This is a genomic window from Dyadobacter frigoris (assembly GCF_005280585.1).
Lineage (GTDB): Bacteria > Bacteroidota > Bacteroidia > Cytophagales > Spirosomataceae > Dyadobacter > Dyadobacter frigoris.
Genome location: NZ_SZVO01000009.1, coordinates 182,279 through 201,885 on the forward strand (window position 1 = coordinate 182,279; position 19,607 = coordinate 201,885).

Here is a 19,607-nt window from a genome sequence, read left to right on the forward strand (position 1 = left end):
TACCGGCTGTTCTTTGTAAATTATAGACTGACTCAAATTTTGCCAAGGTAGGCCGATATGGTAAAACGCATGGTTTCGGAATAGGGACTTCCTTTGACAACTGGTATCATGTAAGAGAAATCAGCACCGTAATTCTTCAGGATCAAAAGTCCGGCACCGACGGTTGCATATTTAAGATTCGTTTTATTTTTACTTTCGGTATGGTATCCGGCCCGTAAAGCAAAAGCAGATTTATACCAATATTCACCTCCAAAAGAAAGCGCTACTTCTTCGAGTTCTTCCTTTAACCCGCCTGGTGCATCTGAAAATGATTTGATCATGCCTTGAAAAGCGGACTGATTGTTGACATTCAAAGAATTCGTAGGAATCAATAACTTGCTGGCATCAACGATAAAATTGAAACGATTCGATACATTTGGAGAAATGGAAACTCCGCCGCCAAGTTTAAAGGTTGTAGGAATATATCCGCTTCTATAAGCAGGTCCATAACTTACCTTACCTCCCAGGTTGGAAAGTACAGCACCAAATGTGTAGGTAAGGTTTTTTCCATTCGGATCATTAATAATTTGTTTTCGGTAAAACGCGCTGATATCGGCCGCAATGACATTACTGGTTTCCACCGCTGTGCCCGATACGAAACCTTGGCCAGCCAAGTTGGACGAAATATATTTCATCGTCAGACCCATCGAAAAATTTCTACCAAGCTGCCGCGCATAAGTGGCGTTTAAAGAAATATCGTAGGGGTGTTTGGAATCTGTCGAATAACCGCCGCCATCTTTATAATAATTTACAGACCCGGCAATGGCCTGTCCTTTTCCAATCTTTTTATAAACACTTGCATAGCCAAGCCACAAATTATCGACAAGTTTTGGTAACCATGGCGTGTAAGAAACAGATGCACCAAAATCCCTTTCTGCAAAAGTAAGTTTGGCAGCATTCCAATACGTGGCGTTTGCATCCGGACTTGAAGCAACGCCGGTTTCACCCATAGCCGAACTGCGCGCGTCGGGTGAAATAATTAAAAACGGGACAGGAGTGTAAGGGATGGCTGCGCCATTTCCGGAAATTTGGGCAATCAATTTAGTGCCGGTCAAAAAAACAAACAGGCAGCCGCTGAGCAATGGTTTTTTCATGTCTAATGTGTTTTCGTTAGAGGTGATTTACGGAATTTATTCAGAGAAAATCAAGCCGTTTTCCAAGGGAAATAGGTGACTTTGTTGAAATTTTTTTGAACAGGAAGAGCTAATAAACTTATTACCTGTACTTTATTTTGGAACGTAACCGTTAGTGATTTATTATATACATAAGTTTAAAAAGTAGGATAAAAATCAGTTGGTTCTTTAATTTTTGAAAAAATAATAGGCCGGAAATCTTTTTCAGCGTACTGAATATACAAGTGGTAACTTTTAGAATTACCACTAAAAATCATACATCTGCTCACCAAGTTTTTTATCCTATGCGTTTTTTCAGATCAATCCATTGCCTAATAGTCGTATTGACTTTACTGACGTCCTTACAAGTTTCTGCCCAAAAGAAAAAAGAGGAATTTTTGATCAGTATTTATTCTCCTCCGCCGGCTAAATTTCTTAACGACAAGCAGTATCAAGTGTTGAAAGATGCTTATGTTGATATACTGCTTAATATCGGTCCGGGTGTTAAAAGTGACAAAGAAGGGAATTTGCAGACGCTTGATCTGGCACGCAAATATGGATTTAAGGTTTACGTTTTTGACGGACGGTTAAGTCTGGGTGATGATAAGATCCGGGAAATGGTGAGCGATTATAAAGCACATCCGGCGCTGGGCGGCTATTATATCACGGATGAACCTGATTCTGCACGATTGAAATCGGCTGTTGATCTAATGAATAAAGTGAAAAAACTGGACCCGGAAAAAGACGCTTATATCAATCATTTGCCTGACTGGGCTGTGAATAATTATGAGCACGGATTTCTGGAACGTTACATTAAGCTTGCCGGGAAGGAAAATATCAACTATCTGGCCTACGATAATTATCCTTATAAAAGAAAGCAAAAGCTTGAAAAAACGTATTTCAACAACCTGGATATTATCCGTCGGGTTGGATTGAAGTACAATATAAAAACTTCCTCCTGCCTGCAATCTTTCGGTATGTATGTCAGTGGAGTGGAAGAGCTGAGACGGCCCAAAGCTGACGAAATACGAATGAACGTATATTCCAATCTGGCATATGGTATAAAGAATCCTGTGTGGTATCCTTACTGGACGCAGGATAATATGAGTAGCATAACGATGTCACTTTGCGTCATTGATTCTGCCGGTGTGAAGACGGATATGTATGAGCCTTTCAGGCAGATGAACGGAGAAATGAAACGGCTTGGCAAAACGCTGATTAATCTGGACGCGCAGGAAGTGTATCATACAGGCGATAGTTTGTGGCTTGGGACGGTCAGGCCGCCAGCAGATTTTATCCTTAAAATTCAGGATGAAAAGGCAGATTTTATTCTCAGCCGTTTGGTAGCAAAGTCTTCCGGGGAGGAATATGTTATGGTCGTGAACCGGTCGTTTAAACAGTCGCGGAAAATGACTTTTCAGGTTAAGGATTCAGTCAAAAAAATGAAAGAGATTTCCAAAATAAACGGAAAACCTGTGAAATCATCCTTCAGGGCTGAAACACATCAGATAACCGAATCTTTCCTTCCCGGAGAAGGGAAGTTATTTCAGATAAACTAAACCTTTCGATTTGAACAAACCCTAAATCTTAACGAAATGAAATGTTTTTCAACGATTAAATTATCTGTCCAAATCTGCATTGCTGTATTAATTGCCGGATTTTTTACGACGTTTTACAGCTGTTCGACCAGTAACGATCTGGTTAAAAATGGTGTAAGCGATTACAAGATTTTTGTATCCCAAAAGGCGATTGAACCTGAAAAAAATGCGGCTGTGGAGTTGCAAAAGTATATATACAAAATCAGTGGTTGCAAACTTGGAATAACAGATAAAACTGACGCAGACGATAAGTTAATATACATTGGTTTTCAACAGGTTCCGTCGGTACTTATAACAGGTTTAGACACAGCTTCATTTAGTAATGAAGAGTTTATAATCCGTTCGGATGGGAAAAATCTGCTGATTGCAGGCGGCCATTCCCGCGGTACGATGTTTGGTGTGGTGACTTACCTCACTGATTATTTGCATTGCCGCTGGTACACGAGAGAAGTTATCAAAATACCTGCTCAGCCGACCATTACTTTATCAAAAATTGAAGACCGGCAAAAACCCACGCTGCAATATCGGGAGCCATTTTACCATGAAGCTTATGATACGCAATGGGCTTTACATAACAGAACCAATAACCACGCAATTCCGGACTCGCTGGGCGGTGCTTACGTCACTTTTCCTTTTGTCCATACTTTTTATCAGCTTGTATCTCCACAGAAATATTTTGCCAGACATCCGGAATATTTTGCGGAATCTGGCGGGAAAAGACTTGAAAGTAAAGGACAACTTTGCCTTACCAATCCTGCCGTAGTAAAAGCGGCAACGGAAACTGTTTTTGAATGGATACGTACACACCCGGAGGCAAATGTTTATTCAATCGACCAGAATGACGGGGAAGGTTACTGTGAATGCGTCCACTGCAAAGCGTTGGACATAAAAGAGGGCAGCCACTCGGGAACGCTTATTAATTTTGTGAACCAGATTGCAGATACTGTGGCAAAGGTACATCCGGAAATAGCTTTGCAAACGCTTGCTTACGATTATACGGAAATTCCGCCCAAAAACCTCCGCCCTGCCGATAATGTGATGATTCGTTTGTGCCATTATCAATACTGTTCGGCGCATCCGCTTGGAACCTGCGATAGTCATAAAGAATATATTAACCGGCTGGAACAATGGAAGAAAATTTCAAAACGTATTACGATCTGGGATTATTACACGCAGTTTGCCAGTTTTCTGATGCCTTTTCCGAATTTTGAAACGATGAAACACGATGTTAAATTTTATGCAGACCACGGCGTAGTTGGCCTTTTTGCCCAGGGAAATAATGTACCAGACGATGGGCATGGAGAATTTACCGAGCTCAGAGCCTGGGTATTTGCTCAGCTGATGTGGAATCCTGACAAAGATGCGCAGGGATTGATCGATGAATTTGTGGAAAATGTATATGGAGACGCTTCCGGTTATGTAAGTCAGTATATCAAATTAATGCATGATCAGGTAAAACCCGCCAGCGCTTATTTCAGTATCTGGACTGATCCTGAGGATACGAATTATCTAAATCTAAAATCGATCCAAAAAGCCGACAGTTTGTTTACACTGGCAAAAAATAGTACCAGAAAGGACACCGCAGTTTACAAACGGGTTGAACGTGCATATCTTCCTGTACTTTTCACTAAACTCTATTTTTATTCGATTGGCGGAACGGCTTATGTTCAGGGTGATTTGGGAAAAGAAGTACAGGATTTCAAAAGAATTATTGCCGGCAACCGCATAACCAGTTTGGCCGAAATGCCCATGGTAGGTAGCATTCCCAAATTTTTGGAACGTGTCCAATCGAAAGATCATTTTATAACAGACTGGTATATAATAGGTCCTTTTGATAATGAAGAAAGAAAAGGATTTTCTACCGTTTATGCTCCCGAGCGGGGATTTGATACCACCCGGACATACGCCGGGAAAAGCGCAGATGTGAAATGGAAACAGTACAGTGATAATACCAGCGGATACATTGATTTTGCCAAACAATTTACTCCCCAAAAAAATGTGGTTTCCTATGCTTATACCAAAATAAAGCTGGATCAGGCCAAAACCGTAAGATTTGGCGCTGGCAGTAATGACGGTGTGCGGGTCTGGATTAATGGAAAAATGGTTCTGGATCGTCCAGTGCTTCGCAAGGCCGTTCCTAATGATGATATTATTAGTGTTCCAATGGTTAAGGGTGACAATACGGTACTGGTAAAAGTAGATCAGACAGGCAATAAATGGGGATTTTATTTTGCTCAGAAAAATGGATCAGATGTGAAAAAGCAGCAGTAAATATGCTCTGTAATCGTCTTAATTGTTATAACGTCGATTGTAAATAAACCAGCAGTTTTATCCATACCCTTATGATTCGCAAAAGCCTTTGGGGAGTATTTGCAGTTCTGGCAATTCTGGTCGGACTTTACCCGGTTATATACTTTCTAATCGACAGGAAATTTGGGCTGCTTGCATCAAAATCCAACGATTTACTTGTCAGTTTTCCCTGGAACGTAGCTTTTTATACGCATATCATTTTGGCAGGCATCGCCCTGTTTATTGGCTGGGTGCAATTCAGTTCACAACTCAGGGGCAGAAACATTTTTTTGCACCGGGCAATGGGGAAAATCTATGTGATTGCTGTGCTTGTCAGTTCAGTGGCAAGTGTCTATATTGGATTTTTCGCAACTGGCGGAATACTGAATTCAACTGGTTTTATCAGTTTGGGTATTATTTGGTTTTCGACGACGCTGCTGGCTTATGTCAGCATTAGAAAGGGACAAATAGCAAAACACCAAAGACTAATGATTTTTAGTTACGCTGCTTGTTTTGCAGGAGTGACACTAAGGATTGAGCTGCCTCTTTTACAGATTTTCACTGATGCATCAACAGCTTATGCGATTGTCGCATGGCTGTGTTGGATACCCAACCTGATCGTAGCCTATTTGATTGCCAAACGATCTGTAAGATCTCAGACGGCCATTCTTTGATCCTGCTCTTTCCGGGGGAGGATTCCTTACGTTTTTATTTTGTCTTACCCGAATGGTTATATTCGGGCTGCTTACAAAGTTTTTGTCAAAAATATAGACATTCAAAAGAGCAGTTTCGGGTTTATAAACCTGAAACTGCTCTTTTGAATAGATAATGTATGGCTATTTCATTGTTCCCGGTTTTGAATCAACCGAATCTTTTTTTCTCGAATCTGCAAAAATCATCGGACTGTGTGCAGGACGTTCGTCACCAAGCAAAATTCCCCATTGGCTGAACATTTCGGTTCTGTCGAAAATGACTTTAAGCACAGCGATAATCGGCATGGAAAGAAACATACCAGGAACTCCAGCTATATTTCCACCTATAATAACGCCCAGAATAGCAAACAACGCATTGATCTTCACCTTGGATCCTACAATTCTTGGCATCAGAATGTTATTGTCAAGAAACTGAACGCCGGCAATCACACCAAGTACAGTAAATATCGGCCAGAGTTCTGTGGATGAAGTCATGGTAAGCAGTACCCCGATGACATTGCCAATCAGTGCGCCCACGTAGGGGATAAGGTTAAGAAATGCAAAAATAACCCCGATCAAAAGTGCATGTTTGATACCGATCAGCATCAAAATTCCGCCCACCAGAACGGTCATATAAGTAACCTGAATGAGAAGGCCGATCAGATAACTTTTAATGATCAGCTCACTTTCATAAATAGCATCTTTAACTTTTGGATGATGATCCTCGCTAAACCACCTGAAAATAAAACGTAACAGCAGATTTTTGTAAAAAAGGATCAGATAAATATAAATCGGAAGAAGACCCACAAATACGAAAACCGAACTGAGTGTCAGCGCGAAAGTACTCATTCTTTTGCCCGCAAAACTCAGCAACTCATTTGTGTTTTTATTGATAAAATCGAGCTGTTCTTTGGTGGAATAATGGGTAATGCCGGATACCCAGTTGCTCAAAGAATTCAAATGGATACTGACATTACTTTTAATTTTCGGAAAATCAGCAACAAGTGAACCCACCTGCGCGGAGAAGAACCATATAATACCAGCCAACAGAATAAATACCAAGAGAATCGGTACCACAATAGCAATAGCCTCGGGCACTTTATGTTTTCTCAAAAACCGGAAAATAGGAAGAAGTACCAGGCTTATGAAAAATGCCATTATAATCGGCATCAGAATACTACTTCCAATATATAAAATAGCAGTCAGAAGAACGAGCCCGAGCAGCTCGACTGATCTTCTGACGGTTAATGGCATATCATTCATTTATTAATAAATAAGTTCGGACAATAATTCAATATTAGCTTACAGGCTCAGCTTCAAGAAGTTCTACTTCAACATGTAAAGAATCCAGTGTGGCATTCCCGTATTGGGTAACCATGGCAACGTCCGCGGCATCACGGCCATGTGCAATTTCGATACGGTAACCTTCTGTATGTTCCTGAACAGCGTCAAAGGCATACCAGTTTCCACCGATGTAAACTTCAAACCAGGCGTGAAGATCCATTTCCTGTAACTTGTCCAGATATCCAACCGTCATCCGCGCAGGAATGCAAAGATTTCTGCACAGTGCGATCGCCAGATGTGTAAAATCACGGCAGACCCCTATGCGGTTTCTTAAAATATCCAGAGCCGTAGTGGTAGCGTCGGTAACTCCGTATTGGTATTTTATATTTTGATGAATCCATTTTCTGATTTCTTCAACCTGGTCGTATCCGGGCACAAAATTACCTGCAATCTCCATGGCAAGTTTGTTAATTTCCGGCAGATCGGACTGGCAATACCGGCTTGGCAGAATAAAATGCATCACCTCGTCAGGTAAATTGCCCACCAATACATATCCCGGAACAGGGTTGGGAATCGGTTTAGTCACATTCACCTGAGCCTGAACCTCGGTCGTTATTGTTACCTGTCCAACTGGCAATATAGCGCGTTGGCATGGATTTCCATATAAATCGGTATACTCTGAAAATTCGACAGATGGGTCAATACTGAAACCTTCCTGTAAAATAGACTGGCCGTCCTGTCTTCTTGGACGCAGCATCGTAGTAACATTTGTAGGCGAATAAACACTATAAGTGATAACGCTTCTTCCTCTCATTTTCATAAAATCAGAATTAAATCTTGTGGCTAAAAGTTTGCTTTAAAATTCCATGCCAACAGGATTTTAACTACTCCGGAATGCAGAAAAATCACGCAATCCGGGTATATTAATTACCCTCCTTTTAATGTTATTTTAATCTTAATAAACTGGTAATATTGGCTTGACACTTAGCAAATAGTAATGCATGTTCTTTGCATTTGTATTACTAAACAACTCACCATGTTAACTGGAAAACTTTTACTTTCATCTTCGGCGCTGCTAAGCCTTTTTTTGCTGGCAGGTTGTGAGGATCACCGTATGTCCGATAGTCCGGATATTACAGTTCAAAACCGTTCGGTCACTCCCGTACTGGCGAAGTTCTTGCCCGGCGCAGTGAACGGGCGCATTGGTGCCAGCGGTTTGAAAATGTACTCATTGCTAAGCAGCGATGATGTTTTGGAACAATCGCCGAAATATGTTTTTGGAGGTTCGGCAGATGGAGCAGGCCTTTTTCAAAATCCGGATGGAAATTATACTATTCTGGTTAACAACGAAGACAATTTTGCTGTATCGCGTATCACGCTCGACAAAACCTTCAAACCTGTAAAAGGAGAATATGTACTGAATTCAGACGGAGGTACCTGGCGTTTGTGTTCGGCAACTTTGGCCACACCGCTTGAACATGGATTTGGTCCGGTATTTTTGACCTGCGGAGAAAGCGGACAGGAGTCGCGTACACATGCCTTAAAAGTTGATGCGGATGTAAATCAGGCAAATATTTCCCGTGAGGTTGCCGGTTTAGGGCGGTGGAGCGCAGAAAATGCACTTCCGTTACCGAAATCAGCTTATCCTGGAAAGACGATCGTCATGATCGGAGACGATGATTCTGATGTAAACGGCGGACAGCTGGCTATGTATGCTTCCAATACGGTTGGTGATCTCGAAAACGGTACGCTTTATATGCTGAAACGTCCTGATAACAATCAGAAGGAAATGGACATGAAAGTGGGTACAATTTATGATGTTGAATTTACTAAAATTGATAATCACAAAACACTTACCGGAGCGCAGATTAACGCAAAAGTGAATGAATTGAAAGGTATCAAATTTGGACGTGTAGAAGATGTAGATTACCGCAAAGGTGGCGGGGCGAACGGCCGTGAAGTGATTTTCGCTGTAACCGGACAAGATAATTCGGGCGTGAATGCGGATTATTCCCGTTCAAAATACGGACGTGTTTATCACCTCGTACTTGACGCCAATGATCCAACCAAGGGAAAACTGGAAGTTTTACTGGATGGTGATGACCGCAGCGGAATTGCCAAAACATTCCAGGATCCTGACAACGTTTGTGTGACGACAAATTACATTTACATCATGGAAGATCCGAATGGGTATGGTGACGAAAAACATGACGGATATGTGTATCAATACAATTTGAGCACAAGACAACTTACGCCGATCATTGAAATTGACCACCGCAGAACGGAGGCCGATGCCGCAAAATATAATGTTGGCGGTACTTCCAAATTAGGTTCGTGGGAAACCAGCGGTATGATTGATGTTTCTGACGTAACGGGTAGGCCTAATACATTTATGCTTGGTATACAGGCACATACATGGAAAGGTGATAAATACAAAGGTGTAGACGGAGGTTCAGTTCGTAAAAATGAAGACCAGGCCAGTCAGCTTATTCTGATTGAAGGCTTGCCACGTTAAGTAAAAATAAATTAAAACCCTGGCCGAATTATATCCGGTCAGGGTTTTTGTATTTACAGCTATTTTATTTTTCGACTGATATGTATTCCAGGTTGCAATCAAGGTTTTTGAGTTACCATTCCCTTATAAAAGTTTTATGCTGGCTGACATTTCCTGTGTTGGTATTATGGCTTACGTGCTGCCGGTTTTCTACCGATTCAGAAGAAAAACTTAGCAAGGTTCAAATTGTTAAGCAGACTTTCATGCAGGATATTGACGTTCTGGACAGCGCAGTAAGTCAGCTTCAGCGTGATATAAAACAAAACCGCTCGTCGGTTCAGATGCAAACGGCATTTCGAAAAGCACGACTGGCTTATAAACGTGTAGAATTTATTTCCGCCTATTACAGCCCGGAAACTACCAAGGCACTTAATGGTCCCAATATTGATGAGGTTGATGATGATTTACGTGTGAATTCACCAGAGGGATTTCAGGTGCTGGAAGAACTTGTATTTTCAAAAATGGATTCTGCCGGTCAGGATCAGGCGATACAGCTTGCAGCGGTTATCCGTTCAAATGTCAACCGGCTGCGTAAAATTTCAGAGGGCAATGAGCTGACGGACAGTCATGTATTTGATGCGATGCGGCTTGAAATTTTCCGGATTCAGACCTTGGGAATTACAGGATTTGATTCACCGGTAGCATTCCATTCACTGCCGGAAGCTGCCAGTTCTCTGAAAAGTATGCGGAGGCAGCTTGTTTTTTATAATCTTGAAGATCAGCATAAAACGCTCTCTCAAAAACTGGAAAAAGCTTTCAACAGTGCTATTGACAAGCTGAATAAGGCAAGAGACTTTGATTCTTTTGACAGATTGGAATTTATTAAGACAGAGTGCAATCTTTTGAGCAGTCTGCTTTTAGATGCTCAGAAATCCCTGCAAATTCCTGTTTTTAAAGAAAACAGGCTGCTGTCGCCATCAGCCAGGACACTTACAGATTCCGGTGTTTTTAATCCGGATTATTTTGTTAATCTGGATGAACAGCATTCCACCGCCGACCGTATAGCGCTTGGCAAAATGTTATTTTTTAGTCCGGTTTTATCAGGAAATACAGGCCGTAGCTGTGCTACATGCCATCAGCCTGACAAGGCTTTTACGGATGGAGAAAACAAAAGTTTTGCCGTTGGTATTGATGGACAGCGCATAAAACGTAATGCGCCGACACTACTGAATTCAGCTTTTCAGGCAGTACAATTTGCAGATTCCCGCGTCGCTTTTTTGGAAGATCAGGCAAGTGATGTGATTGAAAATCAAGAGGAAATGCATGGATCTTTGCCTGAGGCTGTTAAATCATTGATAAAGGATAAAAAGTATCTTGCCTTATTTAAAGCTTCATATAAAGAAGGGGTTACAGAACATACCTTGAAAAATGCCATAGCCAGTTACATTCGCTCGCTGGTTTCACTGGATTCTCGTCTGGATCAATATTTTCGCAACAATACCGCTACGCTGACCATTGAAGAAAAGTTTGGTTTCAATGTTTTTATGGGGAAAGGAAAATGCGCTACCTGTCATTTTTTTCCTTTGTTTAACGGAACAGTACCGCCGGCTTACCTGGAAACAGAAAGTGAAGTGCTGGGCACACCGGCAACGGCTGCCGGTAAAGAAATTGACAGTGATATCGGAAAGTTTGTACTTACGAAAAGAGAACCGCACCGATATGCTTTTAAAACACCAACAGTCCGGAATATTTCCAAAACTGGTCCGTACATGCACAACGGCGTTTATCGGACTTTGGAACAAGTTGTGGACTTTTACAATGATGGCGGAGGAAACGGGCTGGGTTTTAATCTTGAAAACCAGACTTTGCCTTTCGATAAATTAAATTTAACAAATGCGGAGAAGAAGGCTCTGGTGTCATTTATGAAGGTGTTGTAAAATGATACTATTTGATAATTTTCAAAACCAATTTTATCCTCAAAACAGAAAATCTACCTCAATCTACACTTGCTAATGCTTTATTATTACTTTTAGCATATGAAGAAAGTATTTCTATTTTACTGTATTTTCTGTTTTTCAACGGCGCAAGCGCAAACGGCTGTCGATAATTTCGATCTGGCAATGATGCAAAAGCTGGAAGCCAGCCGCTCTGACGGTCAGACGAAATTTATGAGAGGTATTTCGGATGCAAACAATTATGTGAATGCCGGAATACCTGCCGGATTATTCGTTGCCGGGATTATTGACCATAACAGAAGTATGCGCCAAAATGCTTTTTATGTGTTCAGCAGTACAGCTTGCACGGCCATTTTAAACCACACGCTAAAAAAAATATTTAAAAGACCAAGGCCATTTATTCTCCACATTTCGCTGACACCGGTTTACAAACCCGGTGAATATTCATTGCCTTCCGGACATACTTCGACATCTTTTAGTACCGCAACAGCCTTATCGATGGCTTATCCGAAGTGGTATGTTATCGCACCTTCTATGTTATGGGCCGGAACGGTGGGTTATTCAAGAATGTACCTTGGCGTTCATAATCCATCAGATGTAGCAGCCGGTGCCGGCCTTGGCCTTGGTACGGCGCTGGGACTTAGTTTTATGAGGCGTTAAAATCTTTAAAAGTCTTTTGTAAATTGTTTTGGGAGCAAATCATGGATTGATAAACAAACCCAGAATGGCTGGAAGCCAATAGTATTTCGCGAAAAAATACGTTCCCGTCAGAAGGAATCCCGTAACAAAAAGCATGACAGAAGCAGCCAGCCAGTTAAATCCTTTGGTCGCTCTATTGCCACCGGACCGGATGAAAAGCTCTGCTACCATTAAATTGGGGATGTAAAAGAAAAAGGACATGATGTTGTCAAAAGGTCCGTTGAATTTTTTCAAATGTCCAAGGCCATCGGTTAGCAAAATCCAAAAACCATAATCCATCCTGTACAGCCAGGAACCAATTGCCAGCGCATAAAGTCGTAATGCCCAGGCGCTGTGTTTTTCGAATCTTCCCGATGCTGCGTGCCGATAGGTTTCTATGCCACATAATAACATCAAAAGTCCGTAAAATGATGCCTCCGCTGGCGAAATGCAGTCCAATACCGCTTGTTTGAACCAATTTTCCCTGTTGATATAATCCCGGAAGTACATTATTCCACTGACTCATATTGCCATTATACAAAGCAGCCGCATAAAAAGCGAGTATGTACAATCCGAATAATCCCGCGCTGACCCAAACCGTTGAGACAAGCAGAAAACCTGTGATACGAACAGCCGCGGCATCGTTTTTGTATATTTTTACTTCCGGTAGCGGATGTTCAATTCTATTTTTATTAACGGACATGTTTCACTTTGCTGGCAGGAGGGTTTTTAAAAGGATTAATCAAGATACTGATTTTGCGGCGAATATTTTTCAGGAGCTGTTTTGACAAATGTAATAGTTAAGATCCTACGTGAAAAAGCAGCTTTTAATTTGAACAAAAACTTGTATGTCAAAAGGGTTGAAGCCGATAAAAATCTTTTCGCTTTGCCAGATATTGATCATCCAAGAGGGTAATTCACCATGCGAAATTGTTTTGGTATGATCTGAGCATCAGTCGCTAAAATACTATAATCTGTGAGGAAAAGCTTTTTAGGCCACTTATAAATCCAGTCAACCTTTCAGCTATTTTTTGTGATAAAACCTTGGGGTATTTTTGTTATTTTATCGTATCACAATTAACACCCAATAGCCATGAAAATAGAAAAAAGTTATTTCACAGCAACTGCTTTTGCAGCCTTTATGCTCCTGACAGGTTTGAGTACCCAAGCCCAGACACTGGCCAAAAATACAGCCTGGCTTGAAAAACAGCTCAACAAACTGATCATCGAGGATGACAACCACAACCTGAAAAGTAAAGACAAAAAAGCAGTACCCAAATTTGATTTCAAAGGTTGTCAGATGAATATGGTGCTGGACAGCAAGGATGAAAATGTATCGTTTGGCATGAACATGGCATGGCAGCTGAAAGATGTCAGGAAGGTGACTTACAAGCAAAATAAAGACGGGCAGTATACACTGATACTGGATGTTCCCGCCGATAAAATTAAAATGAATATGGGTGTTGGCGGATTTTCAGGTTCTTTTAATATGGATGATGAAGATATTAAAGAATCGGGTACAAACAGCTCGTTTAGTCTGGACACAAAAGATGAGGCCCTGGTTAAAGAAATAAAACAGAAGTTTGAAGAGTCTGTACAGCTTTGCCGCAAAGCCAACAGCTGACAGGCCCGAAAATACTAAAACAGATTAACACAAAACTGTCAATTAACGATTTTATAGGTAGAGATAATTTGAACAAGAGTTCCGGGATCGGGGCTCTTGTTTTTGTGTTTAGGTCCTTGTCTTTTAGGTAATTATATCACCGTATTCCATAGTACGGTTACCGGTTTTGACTTTTATTCCACCGCGTTTAAAGTCAAAGTATCCTTACACGTATTTTCAGTCCTGAGCTTGATCTGTTGTCCTAATTTTGGAATATCAAAAGGAAGACGGCGTTGAACGGAGTATCGATTTCTCTTCTCTTTTGGATATTTTCTCAATCCTTAACAACAAACAATATCGTAATGAAAATTTTAAAAATTACACTGCTGCTTGCCGTCATAGGCGCAACTTCTGTGCTTGTAGCCAGAAAGAAACCAAGAGACATTATTTCTGTATAACCGGCAAAACAGGTTTTGAGTCAGGACTTTTTTTGCAGGATTAAGCCATACCATTTCTCAAAACATACGCCCGAATTTAACCGTCATTTCTCACTATTAAATTTTTGCTCGAACATGAAAAATTTTACAAAATCAAGTAAAAGGAAAACAACAAAAAAAGCACTTGAAGCATCAGGAACCGACATTGTAGTCCAATATATGGGGCATCCGATTGCCGTTACTACCAATACGATCACATTTTTACAGGGATCGGGAAATTATACTTTCATTTATACTGACGCTGGTAAAAAATATCTGGTTTGTAAAACCATGAAGTTGCTTGCTGAAAATCTGAAACAAAATTTTATCCGCATTCATAAATCTTTTCTGATCAATTCCGATCTCGTTGTTGAACGTATAGAGGATGACCGTTTACTCAAAATGGCCTGCGGCAGAGAAGTAACCGTGAGCCGTAGAAAAAATAAACAAATAACAAAAATCCTGAATCATTCCAATTTGCAGATAAGCGCGTAAAATTTCAAAACTCATTTTATATTTAGCTGTTGTTGATTTTATATTTGAAAGTTGTCTTAGCAGCCGATTTTGACAGGGCAAGTTCCGCTTTATGTCGTCAGTGATAATACGATGAAATATCGGCTGCTTTAACAGCTTAAAAAGTAAATAATTAACTTGTTTTGATATGAAAATTAAACACCTGACTTTTCTTGCACTGGCATTTGCTATGGGTAATAATCCCGTTTTTGCACAAAAAGGGAAACCGCTTTTTCCCGAACAGCCGGGTATGGTATCTTATACTTTTCGTAAAAGTTTAGCAAAAGATGCGGCTGCAACGCTGGATACTTTGAAGAGTCTTGGCATTAAAGACATGGAATTTTCCAGTCTGTTTGGTAAAACAGCAGCTGATCTTCGTAAATTATTGGATGAAAGAGGTATCAAAGCTTCCTCATTCGGGGTTGGCTATGCGGATGCGCTGGACAAAACGCAGGAAGTAGGCCAAAATGCAAAAATCCTGGGCGCCAAGTTTGTCCGTGTAGCCTGGGTGCCTCATCAGGGAGCATTTACACTGGCTATGGCAGAAAAAACAGTAGCCGATTTCAACCAGATCGGCAAGCGTCTCAAAGATGAATTTGGTCTTACTTTCTGTTATCATAACCATGGTTATGAATTTGAAAAATACGAAGACGGTACTTTGATGGACTATATTATCGAGAAAACCGATCCGAAATATGTAAGCTTTGAACTGGATATGTTGTGGGCATTTTTCCCTGGACAGGACCCTGCGGCGCTGATCAAAAAATATCCCGGCCGTTTCAAACTGGTACACATGAAAGATCTTCGCAAGGGCGTCCAGGGCAACATGTCAGGGGGAACTCCGGTTGAAAACGATGTTGCTTTGGGAACAGGACAGCTGGATATTCCAACGATTTTGAAAGCTGCCAAAAAATCTTCGATCGAACATTTTTATATTGAAGACGAAAGCCCGAGTTACGCCACGCAGGTTCCACAAACCATAGCCTATTTGAAAAGTCTGACGTATTAATAACAGGTTTTAATCCCGTTTTGAGACGGATCAAACCATAAAATTACCGTTAGAGCGGCAATTCAGCTTTAACGGTAATTTTATGGTTTAATTTTATCCGGAACTGTCGAAAAGAATGTTTTAAAGAAATTAACATCACTATGGATATCAGTTTTTATGCACCACAATGGGGAAATACGCTTCCTTTTGATACTTTTTGTAAAAATGTAAAAGCCGCAGGATACAATGGCGTGGAAATGAGTTTGCCATTTGATGAAAAAGAAAAGCAGGAAATCCTTGCTGTTATCGCAGATCATGACCTGAAATTAATTGGCCAGTACTGGCAATCATTTGAGCGTGATTTGAGTGAACATCTGGTGAATTATGAAAAACATCTCCGTAATCTGATCGCTGCTGATCCGGTTTTTATCAATTGTCAGACAGGGAAAGACTATTTCAGTTTCAGCCAGAATAAAATACTTTTTGATTTAGCAAAGCGGCTTTCTGAGGAATCCGGAATTGCCATCATTCATGAAACCCACCGCGGCAAATGTTTGTACGCTGCCAATATTACCGAAGATTACCTGACCAGGATTCCTGATCTTCGCATCACGCTGGATATTTCGCACTGGTGTAATGTTCATGAATCCTTGCTGGAAGATCAGCAGGAAGCAGTTGATCTGGCCATCGCGCATACTGCTCATATTCACAGCCGGGTAGGGCATTCGGAAGGGCCGCAGGTGAATGATCCCCGCGCTCCGGAATGGGCAGAGGTACTGGAAACGCATTTAAAATGGTGGGATAAAATAGCCCAAATTCACAGCAAAAATAATACTCAGCTTACCGTAACCACAGAATTTGGCCCGGCCACTTATATGCCCGTTCTGCCTTATACCCAGTTGCCGGTTGGCGATCAGTGGGAAATTAACGTTCACATGATGAACCTTTTAAAGAAGCGGTATCAGGTATTTTGAGTCGCCGGATTTATTTGTTTGGCGAATGAAACGTTGGATAAATTTAAACTTTTCAACCTGTTATTTCAACGGGTCTTCCAATTAGCGGTATGATCAGTTTATCTTTTGGATGTTCATTTTCAGCCGCAGTAAGCAACTGTTTTAAAGGCTCGCCAAGCGGCTCATCTGACAAATCAAAAGTGCCGTAATGCATTGGTATGTAATATTTTGCATTCAATTCTGTAAAAGCTTTGAGTGCATCTTTCGGCGACTGATGATTTGGGCTCATAAACCACTCCGGAGCATAGGCGCCTATGCCTAAAATAGCATAATCGAAACTGCCGAAAACGGCTGCCATTTGCTTATAATGCGTATCATAACCACTATCGCCTCCAAATAAAATCCGTTTACCTTTCGCTTCAATAACAAAACCACCCCAAAGGCGAAAGTTCGTGTCAAAAAGTCCTCGTTTAGACCAATGTCTGGACGGAACGAAAGTTATTTTAATTGGTTGATTATCTGTGTTATATTGTTGATACCAACCAGCTTCTTCAGTATTATCAGATGCTGTAAACTCTTTTACCAGTTCCTTCATATGAAGTCCCGTCAGATAGCGGACATCCGGATTTTGTTTTGATAAAATATTCAGACTTTTTTTATCGAGATGATCCCTGTGATCATGCGAAAGAAGTATATAATCCAGATTAACTAGGCGGTGAATATCTACCGGAAATTCAGACAGGCGCTTGACCGAAAGTATATCGCCAAATACAGGATCTGTCAAAATCGTAATGCCGCCGATACGAATGTAAAATGTACTGTGACCGAGCCAGACGAAAATATCATCCGTTGTTTCAAGCCAGGAATTATCCCTGAAAATCACAGGATTCCAGATTTCTTCGCGTTTTTGTTCTTTAAACGGATTGCGCTGAAATTTCCAGCGCAACACGTCTTTTAATTCCGCCGAAAAAGTATGATTCAGATTCATAAACCTGCCCTGCGCATCCACCGGCGTTCCCTGCCAGCCTTCGGGCGCTTTCGGTGTTTTTAAGTCCGGGTTACTAAGGTATTTGCTGGCAGGATTTGTCATGTATTTTGAAACTATTTAAAAATCTGAAAATAAGATGGTTATATTGTTTTTTAGTTTTCAGTGGATTTATTATCTGTGAATAAATGGATTTTTACATCGTTATGAATTTCGAAAGATTCTTTGATCAATGTTTCACTGCCGCTCCAAAGATCGTTCCGGAATGTTTTATTGTAACTGTCCTTGGATGATTTTTTTTGTTTGGGACCTTCATAATATTTTCCTGAAATTTTATCAAATGTATTATCAGTCAGCATCTTACTGAAATTTTTTGCTGATGTATTGACAGAATATACTCCGTCATAAATCCGCATGACAGGCATAATGTTTTTCCATGCCCAGATTTCCAATGCATTTCCTTCTCTGGCTAATTCCGTTCCGGGCATCAACCAAGGTAGGAAGCCAGCAATGAAAGTGGAATTCGGTTGGCCAGATGCGGGAATTTTTCTAAAAAATGCGGATACCGTGTCGTTGCGTCTTCTGCAAGCACTGGGCTTATCCGGTTGACTTTTTCGAGTAATCCTTTCGAGGTAATTTTGTTTAAAATAGCATCCCAGTTAATAATAGTTGCCGACAATTCTGCCATGGCTTCTCTGCTGAAAATGATCAGCTCACAATCTGACACAGCCTGAATATATTCAGTCGAAGGAATGTTGTAATTATAGCTGTTCAGGTCAACGGCGAAATCGTTTTCCTCGATAAAATAACGGGTAATTTCATCGCCCTTTTTGTTGTAATAACAAACCCTTAAAATACCGTCGCTTATAAAAGCGACCTGTTTGGCTATATTTCCGGCTTCGGAGAAACACTCCTCCTTTTTCAGCGACATTTTCCTGGCTTTTTGTTTGACAAGATCGATCTGCTGTTGGTTAAGTTGTCCGAATGTGAGCAGATAATTGATTAAATTTTCCATAGCGCAAGTTGCAAAAGCTGATTGATTTGAAATTTGCCAAATGACAAATTCATGGGCAGTAAGGATTTTTTTGCTGGTTTTATGTAAATGGATAAATAATCCTGAACAGGCAGCAGAAACCAAATCCGGGATTACTGCGCCGTGTAACCGCCATCTATTACAACAGCCTGGCCCGTTATACCACGGGCTTTTCCACTCGCCAGGAAAAGTACATAATCTGAAATTTCCTGAACGTCAAGCAATCTTTTCTGTGGGACAAGCGGATAAATAATCTCTTCGAGCACCTTGTCAAAAGCTATATTTCTTGACTTTGCAAGATCTGAAAGCTGATTTTTCACCAGTGGCGTATCAACATAACCCGGGCAAACGGCATTCACGGTTATCCCATATTCAGCAGTTTCAAGAGCCGCCACTTTTGTCAGGCCGATCAACCCATGTTTAGCGCTGTTATAAGCCGCTTTGCCAGCAAAACCGACCAGTCCGTTAATGGAAGCCATATTGATAATTCTCCCTGAATTTTGTTTTTTCATGACCGGAAGAATGTGTTTTATTGCGATAAAAGGAGCGGTCAGCATGATTTTCAAGAGCAGCTCAAATGCCTCCGTCGGGAAGGTTTCAATGGGAGAAATGTACTGCATTCCGGCGTTATTTATGAGTACATCCACGCAGCCAAACATGTTGAGTGTTTCGTCCAGAGCACTTATTATTTCCTTTTCGCTGGTAACGTCACAACGGATTCCGGTAACGTCAAACCCTTCATTCCGTAGGTCCAAAGCTGCCAGAAAAACCTTTTCTGCATTTGAATCACTCAGGATAACACTTGCACCCTGAATGGCAAATTCCTTACCTATCGCGTAGCCGATTCCACTTGCTGCGCCTGTAATAAAAACAACCTGATTCCGGATCATATTTTTTGGTATTAGCTAAATCAAA

The 19,607-nt window shown here is 41.0% G+C and carries 19 protein-coding genes; 10 read left to right on the forward strand and 9 right to left on the reverse strand.

Annotated elements, in window-relative coordinates:
• Positions 1–32: 32 nt before the first annotated feature.
• Entirely contained in the window at positions 33–1,133 is a 1,101-nt protein-coding gene (porV, locus tag FDK13_RS19625; protein ID WP_137341708.1) for a type IX secretion system outer membrane channel protein PorV, read from the reverse strand.
• Positions 1,134–1,495: 362 nt separating this feature from the next.
• Here porV and FDK13_RS19630 point away from each other — a divergent pair, with 362 nt between their 5' ends.
• The 3 genes from FDK13_RS19630 (at position 1,496) to FDK13_RS19640 (ending at position 5,712) form a co-directional block, all read left to right on the forward strand.
• The gene (locus FDK13_RS19630; protein ID WP_137341709.1) at positions 1,496–2,710 is read left to right on the forward strand and encodes an alpha-amylase family protein; all 1,215 of its coding nucleotides are present in this window, start codon (positions 1,496–1,498) and stop codon (positions 2,708–2,710) included.
• A 36-nt stretch (positions 2,711–2,746) separates the two neighbouring features.
• Positions 2,747–5,020: a glycoside hydrolase family 20 protein gene (locus tag FDK13_RS19635; RefSeq protein ID WP_137341710.1), complete on the forward strand. Its 2,274-nt coding sequence runs from the start codon at positions 2,747–2,749 to the stop codon at positions 5,018–5,020.
• 71 nt (positions 5,021–5,091) lie between these two features.
• Positions 5,092–5,712 carry a DUF2306 domain-containing protein gene (locus FDK13_RS19640; RefSeq protein WP_137341711.1) on the forward strand — a complete coding sequence of 207 codons (621 nt, stop codon included), beginning with the start codon at positions 5,092–5,094 and terminating at the stop codon, positions 5,710–5,712.
• A gap of 162 nt (positions 5,713–5,874) precedes the next feature.
• Here FDK13_RS19640 and FDK13_RS19645 read toward each other — a convergent pair whose 3' ends face one another.
• Positions 5,875–6,984, reverse strand: a complete 1,110-nt coding sequence (locus tag FDK13_RS19645; protein ID WP_220417389.1) for an AI-2E family transporter — start codon at positions 6,982–6,984, stop codon at positions 5,875–5,877.
• Between the two features lie 43 nt (positions 6,985–7,027).
• Positions 7,028–7,834 carry a transglutaminase domain-containing protein gene (locus FDK13_RS19650; protein ID WP_137341713.1) on the reverse strand — a complete coding sequence of 269 codons (807 nt, stop codon included), beginning with the start codon at positions 7,832–7,834 and terminating at the stop codon, positions 7,028–7,030.
• Positions 7,835–8,050: 216 nt separating this feature from the next.
• On the opposite strand from FDK13_RS19650, the gene FDK13_RS19655 reads away from it, so the two are divergent.
• From FDK13_RS19655 to FDK13_RS19665, 3 genes are all read left to right on the forward strand, one after another.
• Positions 8,051–9,529 carry a hypothetical protein gene (locus FDK13_RS19655; protein WP_137341714.1) on the forward strand — a complete coding sequence of 493 codons (1,479 nt, stop codon included), beginning with the start codon at positions 8,051–8,053 and terminating at the stop codon, positions 9,527–9,529.
• Positions 9,530–9,609: 80 nt separating this feature from the next.
• Positions 9,610–11,445, forward strand: coding sequence for a cytochrome c peroxidase (locus FDK13_RS19660; protein ID WP_137341715.1), 1,836 nt, complete (start codon positions 9,610–9,612; stop codon positions 11,443–11,445).
• Positions 11,446–11,544: 99 nt separating this feature from the next.
• Positions 11,545–12,123 (forward strand): phosphatase PAP2 family protein, encoded by a 579-nt coding sequence (locus FDK13_RS19665; protein ID WP_137341716.1) that lies wholly within the window; start codon positions 11,545–11,547, stop codon positions 12,121–12,123.
• 39 nt (positions 12,124–12,162) lie between these two features.
• On the opposite strand, the gene FDK13_RS36165 is transcribed toward FDK13_RS19665, so the two are convergent.
• Together FDK13_RS36165 and FDK13_RS36660 are read right to left on the reverse strand one after the other, a co-directional pair.
• Positions 12,163–12,363 carry a hypothetical protein gene (locus FDK13_RS36165; protein ID WP_229216135.1) on the reverse strand — a complete coding sequence of 67 codons (201 nt, stop codon included), beginning with the start codon at positions 12,361–12,363 and terminating at the stop codon, positions 12,163–12,165.
• Positions 12,364–12,370: 7 nt separating this feature from the next.
• Positions 12,371–12,844 (reverse strand): hypothetical protein, encoded by a 474-nt coding sequence (locus FDK13_RS36660; protein WP_374756106.1) that lies wholly within the window; start codon positions 12,842–12,844, stop codon positions 12,371–12,373.
• A gap of 390 nt (positions 12,845–13,234) precedes the next feature.
• Here FDK13_RS36660 and FDK13_RS19675 point away from each other — a divergent pair, with 390 nt between their 5' ends.
• From FDK13_RS19675 to FDK13_RS19690, 4 genes are all read left to right on the forward strand, one after another.
• Positions 13,235–13,765: a hypothetical protein gene (locus FDK13_RS19675; protein ID WP_137341717.1), complete on the forward strand. Its 531-nt coding sequence runs from the start codon at positions 13,235–13,237 to the stop codon at positions 13,763–13,765.
• Positions 13,766–14,316: 551 nt separating this feature from the next.
• Positions 14,317–14,715, forward strand: a complete 399-nt coding sequence (locus FDK13_RS19680) for a LytR/AlgR family response regulator transcription factor (protein ID WP_229216119.1) — start codon at positions 14,317–14,319, stop codon at positions 14,713–14,715.
• 166 nt (positions 14,716–14,881) lie between these two features.
• A complete protein-coding gene (locus tag FDK13_RS19685; protein WP_137341718.1) occupies positions 14,882–15,742 on the forward strand; it encodes a sugar phosphate isomerase/epimerase family protein in 861 nt (286 codons plus the stop codon).
• Positions 15,743–15,882: 140 nt separating this feature from the next.
• Positions 15,883–16,695, forward strand: coding sequence for a sugar phosphate isomerase/epimerase family protein (locus tag FDK13_RS19690; RefSeq protein ID WP_137341719.1), 813 nt, complete (start codon positions 15,883–15,885; stop codon positions 16,693–16,695).
• 52 nt (positions 16,696–16,747) lie between these two features.
• Here the strand turns inward: FDK13_RS19690 and FDK13_RS19695 are convergent, their stop codons facing one another.
• From FDK13_RS19695 to FDK13_RS19710, 4 genes are all read right to left on the reverse strand, one after another.
• Complete coding sequence (locus FDK13_RS19695; RefSeq protein ID WP_137341720.1) at positions 16,748–17,764, reverse strand: MBL fold metallo-hydrolase; 1,017 nt, start codon at positions 17,762–17,764, stop codon at positions 16,748–16,750.
• 50 nt (positions 17,765–17,814) lie between these two features.
• On the reverse strand, positions 17,815–18,147 hold the full coding sequence (locus FDK13_RS19700) for a Rossmann-fold NAD(P)-binding domain-containing protein (RefSeq protein ID WP_137341721.1): 333 nt from the start codon (positions 18,145–18,147) through the stop codon (positions 17,815–17,817).
• Positions 18,147–18,674 (reverse strand): Crp/Fnr family transcriptional regulator, encoded by a 528-nt coding sequence (locus FDK13_RS19705; protein ID WP_137341722.1) that lies wholly within the window; start codon positions 18,672–18,674, stop codon positions 18,147–18,149. Before FDK13_RS19705 ends, FDK13_RS19700 begins: the two co-directional genes overlap by 1 nt.
• A gap of 131 nt (positions 18,675–18,805) precedes the next feature.
• Complete coding sequence (locus FDK13_RS19710) at positions 18,806–19,582, reverse strand: 3-hydroxybutyrate dehydrogenase (RefSeq protein WP_137341723.1); 777 nt, start codon at positions 19,580–19,582, stop codon at positions 18,806–18,808.
• Positions 19,583–19,607: the final 25 nt, after the last annotated feature.

What these genes read in the sequence shown, in the direction of transcription:
- porV (WP_137341708.1), bottom strand. Translation starts at nt 1,133, where the DNA reads ATGAAAAAACCATTGCTCAGCGGCTGCCTGTTTGTTTTTTTGACCGGC.
- FDK13_RS19635 (WP_137341710.1), top strand. Translation starts at nt 2,747, where the DNA reads ATGAAATGTTTTTCAACGATTAAATTATCTGTCCAAATCTGCATTGCT.
- FDK13_RS19640 (WP_137341711.1), top strand. Translation starts at nt 5,092, where the DNA reads ATGATTCGCAAAAGCCTTTGGGGAGTATTTGCAGTTCTGGCAATTCTG.
- FDK13_RS19645 (WP_220417389.1), bottom strand. Translation starts at nt 6,984, where the DNA reads ATGCCATTAACCGTCAGAAGATCAGTCGAGCTGCTCGGGCTCGTTCTT.
- FDK13_RS19650 (WP_137341713.1), bottom strand. Translation starts at nt 7,834, where the DNA reads ATGAAAATGAGAGGAAGAAGCGTTATCACTTATAGTGTTTATTCGCCT.
- FDK13_RS19655 (WP_137341714.1), top strand. Translation starts at nt 8,051, where the DNA reads ATGTTAACTGGAAAACTTTTACTTTCATCTTCGGCGCTGCTAAGCCTT.
- FDK13_RS19660 (WP_137341715.1), top strand. Translation starts at nt 9,610, where the DNA reads ATGTATTCCAGGTTGCAATCAAGGTTTTTGAGTTACCATTCCCTTATA.
- FDK13_RS19665 (WP_137341716.1), top strand. Translation starts at nt 11,545, where the DNA reads ATGAAGAAAGTATTTCTATTTTACTGTATTTTCTGTTTTTCAACGGCG.
- FDK13_RS36165 (WP_229216135.1), bottom strand. Translation starts at nt 12,363, where the DNA reads ATGTCCTTTTTCTTTTACATCCCCAATTTAATGGTAGCAGAGCTTTTC.
- FDK13_RS36660 (WP_374756106.1), bottom strand. Translation starts at nt 12,844, where the DNA reads ATGTCCGTTAATAAAAATAGAATTGAACATCCGCTACCGGAAGTAAAA.
- FDK13_RS19675 (WP_137341717.1), top strand. Translation starts at nt 13,235, where the DNA reads ATGAAAATAGAAAAAAGTTATTTCACAGCAACTGCTTTTGCAGCCTTT.
- FDK13_RS19680 (WP_229216119.1), top strand. Translation starts at nt 14,317, where the DNA reads ATGAAAAATTTTACAAAATCAAGTAAAAGGAAAACAACAAAAAAAGCA.
- FDK13_RS19685 (WP_137341718.1), top strand. Translation starts at nt 14,882, where the DNA reads ATGAAAATTAAACACCTGACTTTTCTTGCACTGGCATTTGCTATGGGT.
- FDK13_RS19690 (WP_137341719.1), top strand. Translation starts at nt 15,883, where the DNA reads ATGGATATCAGTTTTTATGCACCACAATGGGGAAATACGCTTCCTTTT.
- FDK13_RS19695 (WP_137341720.1), bottom strand. Translation starts at nt 17,764, where the DNA reads ATGACAAATCCTGCCAGCAAATACCTTAGTAACCCGGACTTAAAAACA.
- FDK13_RS19700 (WP_137341721.1), bottom strand. Translation starts at nt 18,147, where the DNA reads ATGCCCGGAACGGAATTAGCCAGAGAAGGAAATGCATTGGAAATCTGG.
- FDK13_RS19705 (WP_137341722.1), bottom strand. Translation starts at nt 18,674, where the DNA reads ATGGAAAATTTAATCAATTATCTGCTCACATTCGGACAACTTAACCAA.
- FDK13_RS19710 (WP_137341723.1), bottom strand. Translation starts at nt 19,582, where the DNA reads ATGATCCGGAATCAGGTTGTTTTTATTACAGGCGCAGCAAGTGGAATC.